At 45.3% G+C, this 14,353-nt stretch carries 14 protein-coding genes; 9 read left to right on the top strand and 5 right to left on the bottom strand.

Annotated elements, in window-relative coordinates; translation table 11 throughout:
• The first annotated feature begins 30 nt into the window (after positions 1 to 30).
• A complete protein-coding gene (locus FS373_RS07360; protein WP_185976983.1) occupies positions 31 to 519 on the top strand; it encodes a hypothetical protein in 489 nt (162 codons plus the stop codon).
• Between the two features lie 127 nt (positions 520 to 646).
• Here FS373_RS07360 and FS373_RS07365 read toward each other — a convergent pair whose 3' ends face one another.
• From FS373_RS07365 to FS373_RS07375, 3 genes are all read right to left on the bottom strand, one after another.
• A complete protein-coding gene (locus FS373_RS07365) occupies positions 647 to 2,251 on the bottom strand; it encodes a PepSY-associated TM helix domain-containing protein (protein ID WP_144045637.1) in 1,605 nt (534 codons plus the stop codon).
• A 110-nt stretch (positions 2,252 to 2,361) separates the two neighbouring features.
• Positions 2,362 to 2,613, bottom strand: coding sequence for a hypothetical protein (locus FS373_RS07370; RefSeq protein ID WP_144045636.1), 252 nt, complete (start codon positions 2,611 to 2,613; stop codon positions 2,362 to 2,364).
• Complete coding sequence (locus FS373_RS07375; RefSeq protein ID WP_144045635.1) at positions 2,603 to 2,926, bottom strand: hypothetical protein; 324 nt, start codon at positions 2,924 to 2,926, stop codon at positions 2,603 to 2,605. The genes FS373_RS07370 and FS373_RS07375 overlap by 11 nt, the downstream gene beginning before the upstream one ends.
• Before the next feature lie 232 nt (positions 2,927 to 3,158).
• On the opposite strand from FS373_RS07375, the gene FS373_RS07380 reads away from it, so the two are divergent.
• The 3 genes from FS373_RS07380 to yecR all read left to right on the top strand — a co-directional run bounded on the left by FS373_RS07380 (position 3,159) and on the right by yecR (position 8,715).
• Positions 3,159 to 5,477: a TonB-dependent receptor gene (locus FS373_RS07380; protein WP_227992587.1), complete on the top strand. Its 2,319-nt coding sequence runs from the start codon at positions 3,159 to 3,161 to the stop codon at positions 5,475 to 5,477.
• Between the two features lie 423 nt (positions 5,478 to 5,900).
• The gene (locus tag FS373_RS07385) at positions 5,901 to 8,138 is read left to right on the top strand and encodes an acyl-CoA dehydrogenase (RefSeq protein WP_152829195.1); all 2,238 of its coding nucleotides are present in this window, start codon (positions 5,901 to 5,903) and stop codon (positions 8,136 to 8,138) included.
• A gap of 322 nt (positions 8,139 to 8,460) precedes the next feature.
• Positions 8,461 to 8,715 carry a YecR family lipoprotein gene (yecR, locus tag FS373_RS07390; protein ID WP_185976982.1) on the top strand — a complete coding sequence of 85 codons (255 nt, stop codon included), beginning with the start codon at positions 8,461 to 8,463 and terminating at the stop codon, positions 8,713 to 8,715.
• Positions 8,716 to 8,737: 22 nt separating this feature from the next.
• Here yecR and FS373_RS07395 read toward each other — a convergent pair whose 3' ends face one another.
• On the bottom strand, positions 8,738 to 9,742 hold the full coding sequence (locus tag FS373_RS07395) for a diguanylate cyclase domain-containing protein (RefSeq protein ID WP_144045632.1): 1,005 nt from the start codon (positions 9,740 to 9,742) through the stop codon (positions 8,738 to 8,740).
• A gap of 175 nt (positions 9,743 to 9,917) precedes the next feature.
• Here FS373_RS07395 and FS373_RS07400 point away from each other — a divergent pair, with 175 nt between their 5' ends.
• Positions 9,918 to 10,328 (top strand): VOC family protein, encoded by a 411-nt coding sequence (locus tag FS373_RS07400; protein ID WP_144045631.1) that lies wholly within the window; start codon positions 9,918 to 9,920, stop codon positions 10,326 to 10,328.
• A complete protein-coding gene (locus FS373_RS07405) occupies positions 10,329 to 10,637 on the top strand; it encodes a YncE family protein (protein WP_144045630.1) in 309 nt (102 codons plus the stop codon).
• Positions 10,638 to 10,717: 80 nt separating this feature from the next.
• Here FS373_RS07405 and FS373_RS07410 read toward each other — a convergent pair whose 3' ends face one another.
• Positions 10,718 to 11,068 carry a winged helix-turn-helix transcriptional regulator gene (locus FS373_RS07410; protein WP_144045629.1) on the bottom strand — a complete coding sequence of 117 codons (351 nt, stop codon included), beginning with the start codon at positions 11,066 to 11,068 and terminating at the stop codon, positions 10,718 to 10,720.
• 168 nt (positions 11,069 to 11,236) lie between these two features.
• Here FS373_RS07410 and FS373_RS07415 point away from each other — a divergent pair, with 168 nt between their 5' ends.
• From FS373_RS07415 to rsgA, 3 genes are all read left to right on the top strand, one after another.
• The gene (locus FS373_RS07415; protein ID WP_152829318.1) at positions 11,237 to 12,004 is read left to right on the top strand and encodes an SDR family NAD(P)-dependent oxidoreductase; all 768 of its coding nucleotides are present in this window, start codon (positions 11,237 to 11,239) and stop codon (positions 12,002 to 12,004) included.
• A gap of 87 nt (positions 12,005 to 12,091) precedes the next feature.
• On the top strand, positions 12,092 to 12,763 hold the full coding sequence (locus tag FS373_RS07420; RefSeq protein ID WP_152829196.1) for a cupin domain-containing protein: 672 nt from the start codon (positions 12,092 to 12,094) through the stop codon (positions 12,761 to 12,763).
• Between the two features lie 384 nt (positions 12,764 to 13,147).
• Entirely contained in the window at positions 13,148 to 14,287 is a 1,140-nt protein-coding gene (gene rsgA, locus FS373_RS07425) for a ribosome small subunit-dependent GTPase A (RefSeq protein ID WP_152829197.1), read from the top strand.
• The last annotated feature ends 66 nt before the right edge of the window (positions 14,288 to 14,353 follow it).

The raw sequence follows: 14,353 nt of genomic DNA on the forward strand, positions 1-14,353 counted from the left end.
ATACCCTTGAATATGGGAAAGGAGATGAATATGAAAAACTTAACAAAAATGACGAGTATAAAACGCTATTTATTGCTGTTAACTTTCAGCATCCTGCCTGCTTGTGGAGGCGGAGGAGATGAAGGCTCTACAACAGATACCAGCACCCCACCTCCGGTAACTCCACCAGCAACATCTACCCCGAAGCCAACTTCATTAGATGATCTCATTATTGACCCTCACAATGTCATGCAGAGCGTTTTCCAACTTGCAATCGATATCAGTATCGACTCAAGCAAGCGAGCCTATTTCTCACTGTGCGATGAATTTAATGGCAGTAATAACACTTACTCGGTGAACTTTGATTCCTGCCAGTTCAGGGGGCCACTGGATAAGGGCCTACTCACGACCAAGATCAAAGTAGCGAATCATCAGAATAAATTGATTGCCGTTCTCTGGTTTTATGATGGCAAAGAGCCACAATACCAAGTTTGGCAATATGACACTGGACTTGAGCAACAAGTATTGATGATAAATTAATCATCTCACCAAGTTTTTAAGAAGGCTCTACAACAAGAAAGCGCAGCCATATGGCTGCGCTTTCTATTCCTGATAAAAGTATGGCTAAACAGGTATAAAGTTTATCTGATGGCACTAATCCGTTGAGTTAACTTTGAGTTAGCCCCTCATCGGCCAGGCTCTTATTCAGTTCAGGGCTGTAACCCGAATCAGGTACACCAGCTTTTTGCTTAGCAATTAGAGAGAAAGCGACTGTGATAAACAGTATCACAGTGATCGCCAAGCCAACCTGCACCCCGGCAACGGCCATAAAACCCGCATTTAACGCCATCACTATCTGCTCATGGAAAAGCACCCAATCCGCTAAAATGGTGGTTAATAAGATACATGCTGTAGCAATGAGTGAGATAAACAGCATTTTTCGCTTATCAGACACAAACCAAGCCAGCACCAGATAGAGTCCAAGACTCGCCACGAAACTGCTCATCATCAATTCGTCTCGCCCAACCACTCCCAGGGGCACTACTCGCTCGAACAAGAATGCCATCGCGGTGGCGAATATAACTCCCATGGTCGAGCCTAACGTCATGCTATTAACCAATGCGATACTCTTTGGCGAAGATTTTCTCTGCTGCGTCCGTTTCTCGGCCCAAAGTAGATTACCACTGACGATAAGCACACACACACCCATGCCAAGTAATAAATAGATCAGTCTAAGATCCGTGCCCGCATAATCACCAAAGTGCAGCGTCGAGAGTACAATTCTCCCGGTGGTCATCGTATTGGGAGTCTCTGGCGCCCTTGAGAACAAGGTTTCGCCGCCATCTAAGGTAAACACCTGCTCGACAGGACTGACAAATTTTCCTGACTCGTTACCGAACATGTGCAGCAGTGCACTGCTATCACCATAGTTATAGGCGCGAATGACTCTAGGTGGCTGACCAAACGCTGCAATATGCTGAGCCACTAAGGTATCAACTTCTGCACTGGTATCCTGCGGCTCATCCAGCCACTCTGGCATTTGCTGGGTATAACCAGCATCACTGAGTAGTGCTTGTTGATCGCCTTTATACAAGACTAAGGCGAACGCGATCTGATAGATGATAACTAAGTTAAATATCAATCCTGTGATGGCATACATCAAGGTAAACGGCAGGGTCATCACGCCAATGACATTATGCATGGTGAGCAGCTGATCTCGCTTACCCTCGTTAGTGCGGTAAAGAAAAAACTGTCTGAACAACTTACGAGCGTGAATGAAAATCCCAGATATCAGCGCGAAAAAGAAAAATAGGGTCACAAAACCTATAATATAACCGCCATTGGGAATATTAAGATTGTAATGTAACTGGTAGATAAAATCGGCCAGATAGAAGTCATCGACATGTGCCAGGATCTCGCCAGACACAGGGTCCATCAAGAGTGACACATAATCGATATCCGTCGTCGCATCTTCGGGGAGGACGATGTCCACATAGACTTTATAAAATGGCATCTCTGCAGTCGGAGACACTAGTGTCAAATGCTCCTTGGCATTGAAGGGACGATCCTTAATTGCCAGTGTCATTATCTCACTGGGAGACAAAACCTCGCCTTGGGCAGGTGTATGATGTGGCAACACAGACCAGAGGTATATTTCACTGCGAAATAAACTTATTGAGCCCATAAAAAAAACGATGAATAGCAAACCAGAGATGATCAATCCCAGCCAACTGTGAGCCTCGGTTAGACGCTTTAAAAATTGTTTATTCATAATGACTTAGTTTAATGACTTAGTTTAATGACTTAGTTTAATGACTTAGTTTAATGAGTTATGTTTAATAAGCTGTTGTTCACTTGACCTCAGTTCAGATAAATCTCAATTTAACTGAAAAAAAACAGAGTATTGAATCCAGCCGATACCAACAATAAGCCGCCACAACGTCGCCAGGCATGCCAACCTGAATCACTGGCATAACACCAGATCATGGCACTCACCCAGAGTGGAAAGGCCATCAATAATCCGACAAATAGCCGAGTATCGACGTCTAATGGAAGTATATAATTGAGATTCAACATCACCGAAATCGAGATAAGACAACCACCGAATATGGCGGCGAAGGTTTTAGGCCACATGTTGACCTCCCAGCTGAACCACAGCGACCCAGAAGATTAAATTGAAACAGCTCAAGGGAACCAATTTAGCCTTAACATGCCCAAGCTGTAGCACTAAACTCAGCCAGATAAACATGGTAAACGCTAATACCATCAGCGCCGAAGCAATCGGGTTATAGATATATGTTAACAACCAGATACTAGCCATTAAACAGACGACAAAAACAGAGATGGAAAAGCACTTCATCAAAGGTTTAGCCAGTAAACCTTGATGCTTACTGGACAGAAATGCGGTTAAACATCCAAACCAGAGTACGACAATCGTTACGCTCATCTTAATACATGCAAATAGTTATCATTTAGATAACAGGCGAGCCTACCACCTCTCACAAACTTTTCAGTAAAATTTACATTAAAAGCTGCACATCTGTGGCCTGGCAATGGATACGAGACATATTAGTGTAAATACTCTTGCCTCAACACCTTAACTTTGTGTTAACATCCGCCGCGATTTTTAATAATGATTCTCATTCGTATAGATATACATCGAAATGCAGACAGGACCTATGATGAAACATAACCCAATAACACTCGCTATTCGCACCAGCATACTCTTCTCACTCATGCTTCCAGCCATGTCTAATGCCGATGACCAAGCCATAGAAAGGATCATGGTCACAGGCCAGAAAATAGACAGAACACTACAAGAAACCACGGCTAGCGTAGCTGTGATCACCAGCAAGCAGATCGAAGATCAAAACATTAACGATCTTTATGATGCACTCGAACGTACTCCAAACGTTAACGGTGATCTCCGTAGTGGTTTTAGCATACGTGGCATAGATGCCTATAACGTTTCAGGTGGCGGCAGCAGCAACTTAGCTTCTATGTACATCGATGGCGCAGTGATGCCCTATGGTGTTGTACGTCAAGGCGGATTCTCAGCATGGGATGTTAGCCAGATAGAAATTCTGCGTGGTCCTCAATCGACCCTGCAGGGACGTAATTCCTTGGCCGGTGCCATCATAATGCGCACGGTCGACCCGAGTTTCGAATGGCAAGGAAAAGCCAGGCTAGGTGTGGGTGAAAATGGTCAGAAGGAGTACGCTGCAGCCATAGGCGGTGAGGTTATTGAAGATGAAGTCGCCTTTAGAGCCAGCGCCGATAAAAATGATTTCGACGGTTATATCAACAATACAGTGACAGGCAAGCCTGCCGGATATAATAACAATGAAACCTATCGCTTTAAGCTGAAATATCAGCCTTCAAACTTGCAAGAGTTCTATGCCCAAATAGGCTATACCAAAGCTAAAAGTTCAGTGGGTATGCAGAGCACTAAAACAACGGCTCAAGATGGCAGTCCGCTAAACGATCCTTTTGGACAAAGAGAAGTATCAATCGATCAAGACAGCTTTACCTTCACCGATGTCGATATCTACACCTTAGCGCTCAACTACGATATCAATGATGATTGGACAGCCTCTGCTGTCAGCGCCTACTCCACTGTCTATGGAGGATTTAGCTGGGATGATGATAGAACTCCTGAGCCTACAGCAGCAAGATTTTGGGACAATCAAGAAGATACATTCAGCCAAGAGCTTAAACTGGTATTCGACACGGACAAGGTTTCCGGTGTTATCGGTGCCTTCTATTCTAAACAGGATATTAACACTAAATCCTATGGTCAAAGATACCTTAGCTTCCAGCGCTTAGGCGTACCGACTCTGTTAGTCACTCCCCCGGAAAATGGCGGGTTAGGACTACCACAATCACTTGCAGACATGGTCTTAGGCCTATATGCCGATGTTGATCCAGTACGGATTTATAATGAAGCAATAACCAAACAAAGTGTCACTAACTTAGCCATGTTTGCCGATGCGGTTTATGAAATCAATGACAATTGGGACATCTTTGCCGGTTTCCGTTTCGATCGCGAAAAACAGGAAAATGAATCCGATGGGGATATAGCGATCACCAACGCTCATCTGATGCCAGACCCTGCAAATCCAGCATTTGACCCTATGACAAGCGCCCTGATCACTGGGATCAATGCAAAACTGCTAAGCATGGCGGACAGCGCCTCTGGGGCAGAGCCCTTGGTTGATGCATCTTTCAATGCCTTCCTGCCAAAACTCGGTGCCAGCTATCACTGGAGCAGTGACATCACCACCAGCTTTACCGTACAACAAGGTTATCGCTCCGGTGGAGTAGGCACTAACACGGCCCAAAACACCACACATACCTTCGATCCCGAATATACCTGGAACTATGAACTGGCATTTCGCTCAGTCTGGCTAGAAGGCAGCTTAAGTGCCAATGCCAACTTCTTCTATGTTGACTGGCAAGATCAACAGGTAGATGTACAGTTCTCGGGTAACAGATATGACAGTGAAACCCGTAATGCGGGTAGTTCAACGGTTCAAGGCTTCGAAACTGAACTTTACTATCAGATAGATAGCGACTGGAGCGTCTATGGCGGCGTGGGTTATGCCAAAACTGAGTTTGAAGAGTTTTTGGTCGTACTGCCAACCGTGACTTACGACCTATCCGGTCGAAGCTTCGAAGATGCCCCCGAGTGGACGGCAAACATAGGCTCCACTTATCGCAGTGACTCTGGTATCTTCGCTAACCTAAACGTCAGCTATGCAGGCACATCATCAGCCCTAAATAACCCCGAAGCATCAGGGCTTGATTACGAACCTGAGAACGATGCAAAAACCTTGGTCAATGCCCGTATCGGCTATGAATGGGATAACTTCTCAGTCTACGCTTTAGGCACCAATCTGTTGGACGCTGAATATGTAGCTTCAGCTGACACCGGCTATGGAGTCCACACCTTAGGTGATCCAAGACAATTGACTCTAAGAGTCGAAGCTCAGTTCTAACCTAGACGAGTCAGTTTAATCAGTAAACTTAGGTAAGCTAAATGAGCAGCATTTGCTGCTCATTTTCATTCCAGGGTCAGTCTCCATTCACGAGTTTATTCCCCCAGTCCTTCTCCCCTTAGGCAAGGCGTTTAATCGCACTAAAGTGTACTCAGGACTAAGTTCAGCCTTTTTATCACTATAAGCCTTTATCGAGTCTTAGCTTTGCCAGGCTTTACTCACTCTACTCAATAAAAATTAACCCTTAATATAAATAATTCATATCTCAGCGCACACATGTAAGCCAATGAAAAATCAGAATATAACTTTCACAGCAAACGAACAATTAAAACAATCGTTTAAATTACTCGTTTGGAGTTATTGATCTAAGTTTGATTTTATGTAGTAATGTGATCTGAATTTCTGGTCGGATGAGCGAAGAAGATGAGCATAAGAACCCAATTAAAAAAGATAATGCCGAGTATTTCTACCACAGAGCAAGAGGCACTCGATGCCGGTGATGTATGGTTAGAGGGATCGATCTTCCAAGGCAAACCTGACTTCGCTGCACTGAGAGACATTCCGGTCGCTAAGTTAAGCGTAGATGAACAGGCCTTCCTCGATGGTCCTGTGACCACTTTAATAGAGATGATAGATGACTTCGCTATCCAGGGTGATAAACATATACCGGATCACATTCTTAGCTATCTTAAAGAGAACAAATTTTTCTCACTGATCATTCCAAAATCCTACGGCGGACTCGAATTTAGCCCTTACGCTAACTCAACCATAGTTGCCACCATATCGGCCAAGAGCTCAGCCGTTGCCGTTACTGTCATGGTGCCTAACTCTTTGGGTCCGGGCGAGCTATTGATGCATTATGGTACCAGTGAGCAAAGAGACTACTGGCTACCGCGTCTGGCTAAAGGTCAGGAGATCCCGTGCTTTGCCCTGACCAGCCCGGAGGCTGGCTCTGATGCCGGTGGTATCCCGGATGTTGGCATTGTGACTATGGGTGAATTTGAAGGTAAGCAGGTACTTGGTCTCTCGATCACCTGGGATAAGCGCTATATCACCTTAGCCCCTATCGCCACAGTACTTGGACTGGCGTTCAAGGTTCAAGATCCAAAGGGTCTGCTTGGCGGCAAAGAAAATCTTGGCATTACCTGTGCGCTGATCCCTAAGTCTCACCCGGGGGTACAACTTGGCAATCGTCACGATCCTATGGGCGTTAACTTCTATAATGGCACCACACGCGGCGAAAATGTATTTATCCCTATGGATTTCATCATAGGTGGCCAGGCTAAGATTGGCCGTGGCTGGGCTATGCTCGTTGCCTGTCTTGGCGCGGGACGTGGTATCTCTTTACCTGCCCTTGGTGCAGCGGTGAGCCAGTGCTCATTTAAGTCTTCGGCAGAATATGCCGCCGTCCGTGAGCAATTTGGATTATCTATCGGCAAGTTCGAAGGCATTCAAGAAAAACTTGCAGACATTGCCGGTAAGACGTATTTACAGGAATCCATGCGAGTGCTGACCACAGAAGGCCTAGGTATAGGCCTTAAGCCTTCGGTAGTGACTGCAATCGCAAAATATCATATGACCGAACTTGGCCGAGATATACTCAACTCAGCCATGGACATTCAAGCCGGTAAGGCCATTCAACGTGGTCCACAAAATACCTTAGCCTCGGCTTATGTTGCCCAGCCTATCGCTATCACGGTCGAAGGCGCTAACATTCTGACCCGTAACCTGATGATTTTCGGGCAAGGCGTAATGCGTTGTCACCCTCATATGCAGAGCATGGTTGAGGCGATTCACAGCGATCATAAGAATGCCGATAAGGTGTTTAACAGCATATTCCGTAAAACCATAGGTTACAGCGTCAACAACAGTTTGCGCGCATTCCGTTTAGGCCTGCTGCCATTTACAGCCCCTTCAAGCTCTAAGCTAGCCGAAGTCGCGACATACGAGAAATCAGTCAACAAACTGGCTTCGAAACTCGCAGTATACGCCGACTTCTCTTTGCTGGTACTTGGCGGAAAACTCAAGCAAGCCGAGATGCTATCGGCGCGCCTGGGTGATGTGATGAGTTACTTGTACGCTGCCATGGCGTCGATTCGTTATTACGAGCAGAAACTGCCAAGCGAGCAAAGAGCACAAGCAGCGCCTTACTTTCACTATGCGACCCGTTGGTCTCTGTGTAAGGCAGAAGAAGCACTGCTTGCCTTCCTGGAAAACTTCCCGTCGTCGCCAGTACGTAAGTTAATGCGTGCATTAACGGTGACTTACTCAGCTAAAATGCCGAAAGTGAATGATAACTTAGTCAGAGAGCTTGCCGAGCAGGCCCAGCTCAATACTGAGTTCAAGAAGAACCTGACTCACTTGATTAAGCCTGTTGTCGGTGATGGTAACTACATCAACGAGCAAGCCTATCTGGCTAAGATGGATTGCCTCGAGTTACTGGCTAAGGTGAAAAAGGGGCTTAAGGCGCGTGCATTCAAACCTGGCACTCGCTTCCCTATCACTCTCGATAATGCTCTGGACGCTAAAGTCATCAACGCCACAGAGCACAAACAATTGCTGAGCTACAACCTCAAGCGTGAGCGCGCGATCCGCGTCGATGAGTTCGATTTTAATATGAATTTAATCGGTGAAAAAGCAGAGCTAAAGATAGCTAACTAAGTTCAGTTTTCACTATACCAAGAAGAGATGCAGCCAAGTGGCTGCATTTTTTTAAACTCAATACTGAGCATCAAGGTAAGAAATATGTTTCACGTATGCTAACCATAATGAGGCATCTGAATAATATTTGGACGAACACACTTCATTTACTATTTTCAATGTGCTCTTAAGCAACTCATTGACTATGATGCCGAAGCCTAGAAGGAAGCTTATATAAGCTTCCTAATCAATTTAGAATTCGAATCAATAACTTATGAAAAACATACTGAAACAAACGCTCGTTATTGCAACCCTTGCTCTCACTATATCGGCATGCACTTCAATGAAAACCATGGAAGCCACAGGCGGCAGCCTAGCCGATGGGGTCATTGAACTCTCCTACACCCGTACGCCAAGTGAAACATCTATCTTCGATGAACAAGATGCCTTAAAGACAGCAACAAAAAGATGCAAAGCTTGGGGATTCAAAAAAGCAGATGCTTTTAGCGGTGAACAAACCAGCTGCCGGGATCAGCTTGGCTCAAGATGTGATGTCTATATGGTCACCAAGAAGTATCAATGTGTTGGTAAAGGCTAGGTTAGCTATAGGCTATTAGCCTTTAGCTAACCCGTTTTGTTAGTTTAAGTGCTTGGGGATCATGGTTTTGCCAAAAGGCATAATGATGTTTTCCCCTCTGCTTCACCTGATACATGGCCCTATCAGCCTGTTCGTAAATCGCAATAAATGGATCGGAGCAATCAAATAGACTGATACCGATACTTAACCCTAATTTGATTTCACAGGAATCAATCTGAACGGGTCTGCAATAGTGTTCCAATATGCTTTGAGCTAACTTAGCCAGTACCTCTTTATTGATAGCAGTATGCAAAATCACGAACTCATCACCACCAAAACGCGCTAGCTTGGCTAACCCTCCCGCCTTATTTTTAAGGGTCTGTGCCACATCCATCAACACCAGATCGCCGAATCGATGACCATGTTTATCGTTAAGTAACTTGAAACCATCGAGATCGATGAAGAAAAGTGCACCGCCAATGCGTGGCTGACTGTGTTGTTGAATATAAAATGCTTGCTCCAGCGCCTTACGGTTGAGTAGATGGGTAAGAGGGTCACAATGAGCCAGCCTGGCTAAATCAAGTTCGTAGCGCTTCTCTTGGGTAATATCAATATGAGTCCCCATCATACGAACAGGTCGACCTTCATCATATTCGACGATACGGCCTCTGTCTGAGACCCAACTTACGCTGCCATCTTTATGCAGCATTCTGTGAACGACCTGATAGGACTCAGCTTTACCGGATACATGATCTTCAAAAGCGGCGATTACCCAGTCTCTGTCTTCCGGATGAAGTTTTCCCTTCCAGCTATCCACATGAGCCGACAACTCTTGCTCCGTATAACCCAGTAGATGCCCCCACTCACGATTGAAAATAGTGAGCGTACCACTGGGGATATGCTGCTGCCAAAGACATAAACCTGTGCCATCCAGAGCAGCGGTCAGCTTCTCCTCGACACTTAGCATCTGCCTTGTTAACTCGAGATTATCATCTTTCAACGCTTTGATTTCGGCTTGTAATTGTCTGATGGTTTTATCTGCGCACATCCCCTTGCATCCCTAACATACTTTCAAAATGGTCCTTTTATGAGCTTAACGGAATGGCGCCCCGTATTAAAGAGCGGAATACATGTTCAACTAAAACTCCTAGTGATCTATAGAAAAGCAAACAAGCTGATAATGACCAACACATTCAAATCTATCGGTAGATATAGGGAAAAAGATGAACTTTGATTGGCAAGAGCTACATACTCAATATTTTGATACTTCTGTCGCTTTCTATACGGCACATTTCAATTGCACCATCAGGGAGGTTCGCGGAAGAAATGGTAAGCGCTACGGACTCATCATTCCTCATGGTTCTGTCAAACCTATGGCCGGCATCTTCGAGACCGCAACTAACTGTCAGGAAACAGCGAAGGATGGACAATTTCATATGCCTATATCGGCTTGGGTGGGGTATGTCACTGTCGACAATATTGATCAATCCGTAGAACAGGCATTAGCTGATGGGGCCATTGAACTTGCCGCATTTGAGATCCCATATATCGGCTCAGTCTCAGTGCTCAAAGACCCAGCAGGCCAAGAAATCAACTTGATTGAGTACAAGGCAACTGGCAGTTCACGCAAATAAATGAGTGAGTCTAGTGTTATTGTTAACTATTTAAAATGGCTAAGAAAATGTATTGAAAGTGATCCAGGTAGGCAATGGCCATGGGGAATAGATCTCGCCCCCGATGATAGCTTTGTGGCCACTGCTGCCATTAGCGATAACAAGATCTCAATCATAGATCCTGTCAACCTAACGACTCAACACATAGTTGTCGGTCAAGGACCCCACGGTATCCGTACCAGTAAGGACAGCCAATGGATCTACGTCACCTTAACTAAAGACAACCAAGTCGTGGTGATCAATGCCCAGATCATGACCATAGAGAAATGATTTATTGTGGGTAATTTCCCGTTCTGGATTGCGGTCAATGGCAGCCCTTAGCTTGCTCCAAGGTAGAATGAACCCAAAGTCTATTGCGCCTCTATCTCTTGTTGCAGCTCTTTAAGCGCATCCAATATTGTCATAAACTTACTTCCGAAAGGCGTCACGTGATACTCCACACGCGGCGGGATCTCCGGATAGCTGATTTTTTCTAAGATCCCAAATTCGACATTACGCTTCAGGCATTGATTAAGTACCTTAGTGGTTAAGCCCTCAACACGGCGTACCATCTCACCAGGGCGATTGATATCTTGAGCCAATAGCTGAAAAACGGTCAAAGACCATTTACAGCCCACTATGGTTTCGACCATGCGTGTGCTTTCACTCGGGCTTACCACTCGTAACTGCAAAGTTGAAATTTCTTTTTCTTTTAAAGTCATAAAGATGTACCAAAAAGTACCTAGCGAACCTATTTGTACTTACTATTTTAATCTGTCGATGAGCCATAAGATTATCACATCAAACGGCTTAAACGCCGACGAAATAAGTAATCAACGAATAATCGACAAGGATTCATTATGACAGCTACAGAGACTCATTCTTCAAACCTGGCTTTTTCACATTCCGGCATCGCACTTATTGTTGGCGGCTCGAGTGGTATGGGCTTTGAATCGGCCAAACAACTCGTAAAATCCAATATTCAAGTGGTTATTGTCGGCAACAACGCCGCTAAGCTTGAGAAGGCCGTTGCCGAGCTGAGTGAATTTGGTAAGGTATCAGGGTTACAAGCCGATCTTTATCAAACTAGCCATGTTCAACGCATCGTCGACTTTATTGAATTACCTTCAAACAAGGTTAGTTATCTGGTCAATGCCGCCGGCTACTTCAACCCCAAGCCCTTCATTGAGCACAGCCAGAGTGATTATGAAATTTATATGGGCTTAAACAAGTCTACTTTTATTATTTCTCAAGCCGTAGCCAAGAATATGATGCAAAATGACGGTGGCAACATAGTCAACATTGGCTCTATGTGGGCAAAACAAGCGGTTAAGGCTACCCCCTCTTCTGCTTACTCTATGGCTAAAGCCGGACTTCATGCCTTGACACAACATATGGCCATGGAGCTGGCAGACGCTAATATCAGGGTCAACGCCGTCTCTCCTGCCGTGGTCAAGACGCCCATCTATCAAGCCTTTATTGAACCTGAGCAGATGGATGAAGCCTTAGCAGGCTTTAATGGCTTCCATCCAATCGGTAGGATAGGCACTCCATCAGATGTTGCCAATACCATTAGCTTTTTGCTTTCAGATGCCTCCAGTTGGGTTACTGGTGCCATCTGGGATGTCGATGGCGGCGTGATGGCTGGGCGAAATTAAACCAGTTTCGAGTTTCGAGTATCGAGTTTCGAGTATCGAGTAAGAAAGAGTAATCATGAGAACTGTGGAATCAACAAGGGCCAGGAAATGAATCCTTTATTAAATATAAATCTGAATATGGATTTTGCACACAGAGTCGTTATCGACAGCAATGATATGGACTGGCTTCCTAGCCCCCTTGAGGGAGTCACCCGTAAGCCTCTGGCAAGGGAGAACCAAGAAAGCGGCCATGCCACCAGTATAGTGCGTTATCAAGCTGGTTCACATTTCAGCGCACACCGTCACCCAATAGGTGAAGAGATATTGGTGTTAGATGGCACCTTTTCCGATGAGACGGGTGACTACCCGGCGGGGACTTACATTCGTAATCCGCCAGGCAGCAGTCATAGCCCGTTTAGCACGAATGGTTGCACCCTTTTTGTCAAACTCAACCAGTTTAATATTCAAGATACTCAGCAAGTGCGAGTCGATACCAAGAGACAGGTATGGCAACAAGGTATTGGCGGGCTCGAGGTCATGTCACTGCATGATTTTGAGGGGCAGCACACAGCGCTGGTGAAATGGCCTGCCAATGAGGTTTTTCAACCCCATCGACACTTTGGCGGCGAAGAGATACTGGTATTATCGGGGCAGTTTGAAGATGAACATGGCAGATATCCGGCAAACACCTGGATACGCAGCCCGCATCAGAGTGAGCATCATCCTTTTGTGAAACAGGAAACGGTTATTTTAGTCAAGGTGGGACATCTGATGATTTAAAAGCCAAAATAAGTAAAAATCAGCAAGGAGTAGCTAGTGAAACCTAGCGGATTTTGTTATTGTTGAGCTCACTTTGAAGTCGACTGACTCTAATACTATTACCAACTTAAACAGATAGGAGATTAATTGATGATTGTTACAGGTTTTAACTGGGCAACAGGCGCTTTAACTTAAACAGTTATAGATCAAAGCAATTTTTGCTTAGCTCTTTTAAGTAGTTGTTTATGTAAATAAGGTTCCACTACCCGGTTGTATTTATCGTTACGACTAGCGACGACTCGTCCTAGCCTCAAGTAACGCATAACACCGGGATCTCAGATATACCTCAGGTTAGTTGACGATCCCCTGATCCAATCAGTTCAGGCGCTTTGCGCTGGGATAAAAATGAATAAACACAATCGATTCTCAATAATCAAATCTAAAACAATCTCGAGTTCAACTTCTAACTCAATCTCTAATGCTAGCAGTGCTGCTACACATCAAGAGAAATCAAACTACTCACTCACTCGATTAGGTTGGCGTCCCTTTTTTGCACAACAAGTGGCAGAGGAGAATATCACCGAGATTCAGTTCGCTAAAGTGATGGCCTGTCACCGAAATCAATTCGAGCTAGAGACAAGTACCCACACCTTAACGCTCCCTATCACAAACCAGATGCCTGATATCACAGTGGGTGACTGGTTGGTGCTTAATGATGACCACAGTTTTCGTCATCGGCTGGAACGTATCTCATTATTTAGCCGCAAAGCCCCTGGAAGCAAGGTGCAGACTCAGCTCATTGCGGCCAATGTCGACACGGTATTTATCGTCTCATCCTTGAATAATGACTTTAATTTAAACCGTATAGAGCGGTATCTCGCCTTAGCCAATGAAGCCAGGGTAACCCCGGTATTCGTACTGACTAAAGCCGATCTTTGCGATGACACTCGAGTCTACATTAAGCAGATATTGGGCATTTCTCCGCTGGCTATGATAGAGACAGTTAATGCGCTAGCACGAGAGAGCGTGCAATCTCTACACACTTATTGCTCTGCGGGGCAAACAGTAGCGGTCATGGGCTCATCCGGAGTTGGAAAATCAACACTCATCAATAGCTTGATAGGGAGCCAGTCACAATTAACCTCTGACATTAGGGAAGATGATAGCAAGGGACGTCACACCACAACGGGGCGAACTTTACATCAACTGAAATCAGGAGGTTTACTTTTAGATACACCGGGTATGCGAGAGCTACAACTTGCCGATTGTGAGCAAGGCGTCGCTGACACCTTCGAAGAGATCATCTCTTTAGCAAGGCAATGCAGGTTTGGTGATTGTCATCACCAATCTGAGCCTGGATGCGCGGTGCAAATGGCGTTAACCAATGGAGAGCTAGAGTCCAGACGTTTAACCAGCTACCTGAAGTTACTCCGGGAACAGGCATTAAATACGGCGAGTTTAGCCCAGAAGCGCGCTAAAGATCGTAACCGAACCAAGTTCCATCGCTCGGTACAAGATGGGGCCAGAAGGCTTAAGGGAAAATAAGTTTTCAGTCACAAAATAGTGTGTGGACACAAGCTACAAGGGCGCTTTCTACAAGCGCCCTTTGTA

The organism is Shewanella sp. YLB-07, assembly GCF_009377275.1.

What these genes read in the sequence shown, in the direction of transcription:
- FS373_RS07410 (WP_144045629.1), bottom strand. Translation starts at nt 11,068, where the DNA reads ATGACTTTAAAAGAAAAAGAAATTTCAACTTTGCAGTTACGAGTGGTA.
- yecR (WP_185976982.1), top strand. Translation starts at nt 8,461, where the DNA reads ATGAAAACCATGGAAGCCACAGGCGGCAGCCTAGCCGATGGGGTCATT.
- rsgA (WP_152829197.1), top strand. Translation starts at nt 13,148, where the DNA reads ATGAATAAACACAATCGATTCTCAATAATCAAATCTAAAACAATCTCG.
- FS373_RS07405 (WP_144045630.1), top strand. Translation starts at nt 10,329, where the DNA reads ATGAGTGAGTCTAGTGTTATTGTTAACTATTTAAAATGGCTAAGAAAA.
- FS373_RS07365 (WP_144045637.1), bottom strand. Translation starts at nt 2,251, where the DNA reads ATGAATAAACAATTTTTAAAGCGTCTAACCGAGGCTCACAGTTGGCTG.
- FS373_RS07395 (WP_144045632.1), bottom strand. Translation starts at nt 9,742, where the DNA reads ATGTGCGCAGATAAAACCATCAGACAATTACAAGCCGAAATCAAAGCG.
- FS373_RS07370 (WP_144045636.1), bottom strand. Translation starts at nt 2,613, where the DNA reads ATGTGGCCTAAAACCTTCGCCGCCATATTCGGTGGTTGTCTTATCTCG.
- FS373_RS07375 (WP_144045635.1), bottom strand. Translation starts at nt 2,926, where the DNA reads ATGAGCGTAACGATTGTCGTACTCTGGTTTGGATGTTTAACCGCATTT.
- FS373_RS07400 (WP_144045631.1), top strand. Translation starts at nt 9,918, where the DNA reads ATGAACTTTGATTGGCAAGAGCTACATACTCAATATTTTGATACTTCT.
- FS373_RS07380 (WP_227992587.1), top strand. Translation starts at nt 3,159, where the DNA reads ATGATGAAACATAACCCAATAACACTCGCTATTCGCACCAGCATACTC.
- FS373_RS07360 (WP_185976983.1), top strand. Translation starts at nt 31, where the DNA reads ATGAAAAACTTAACAAAAATGACGAGTATAAAACGCTATTTATTGCTG.
- FS373_RS07385 (WP_152829195.1), top strand. Translation starts at nt 5,901, where the DNA reads ATGAGCATAAGAACCCAATTAAAAAAGATAATGCCGAGTATTTCTACC.
- FS373_RS07420 (WP_152829196.1), top strand. Translation starts at nt 12,092, where the DNA reads ATGAATCCTTTATTAAATATAAATCTGAATATGGATTTTGCACACAGA.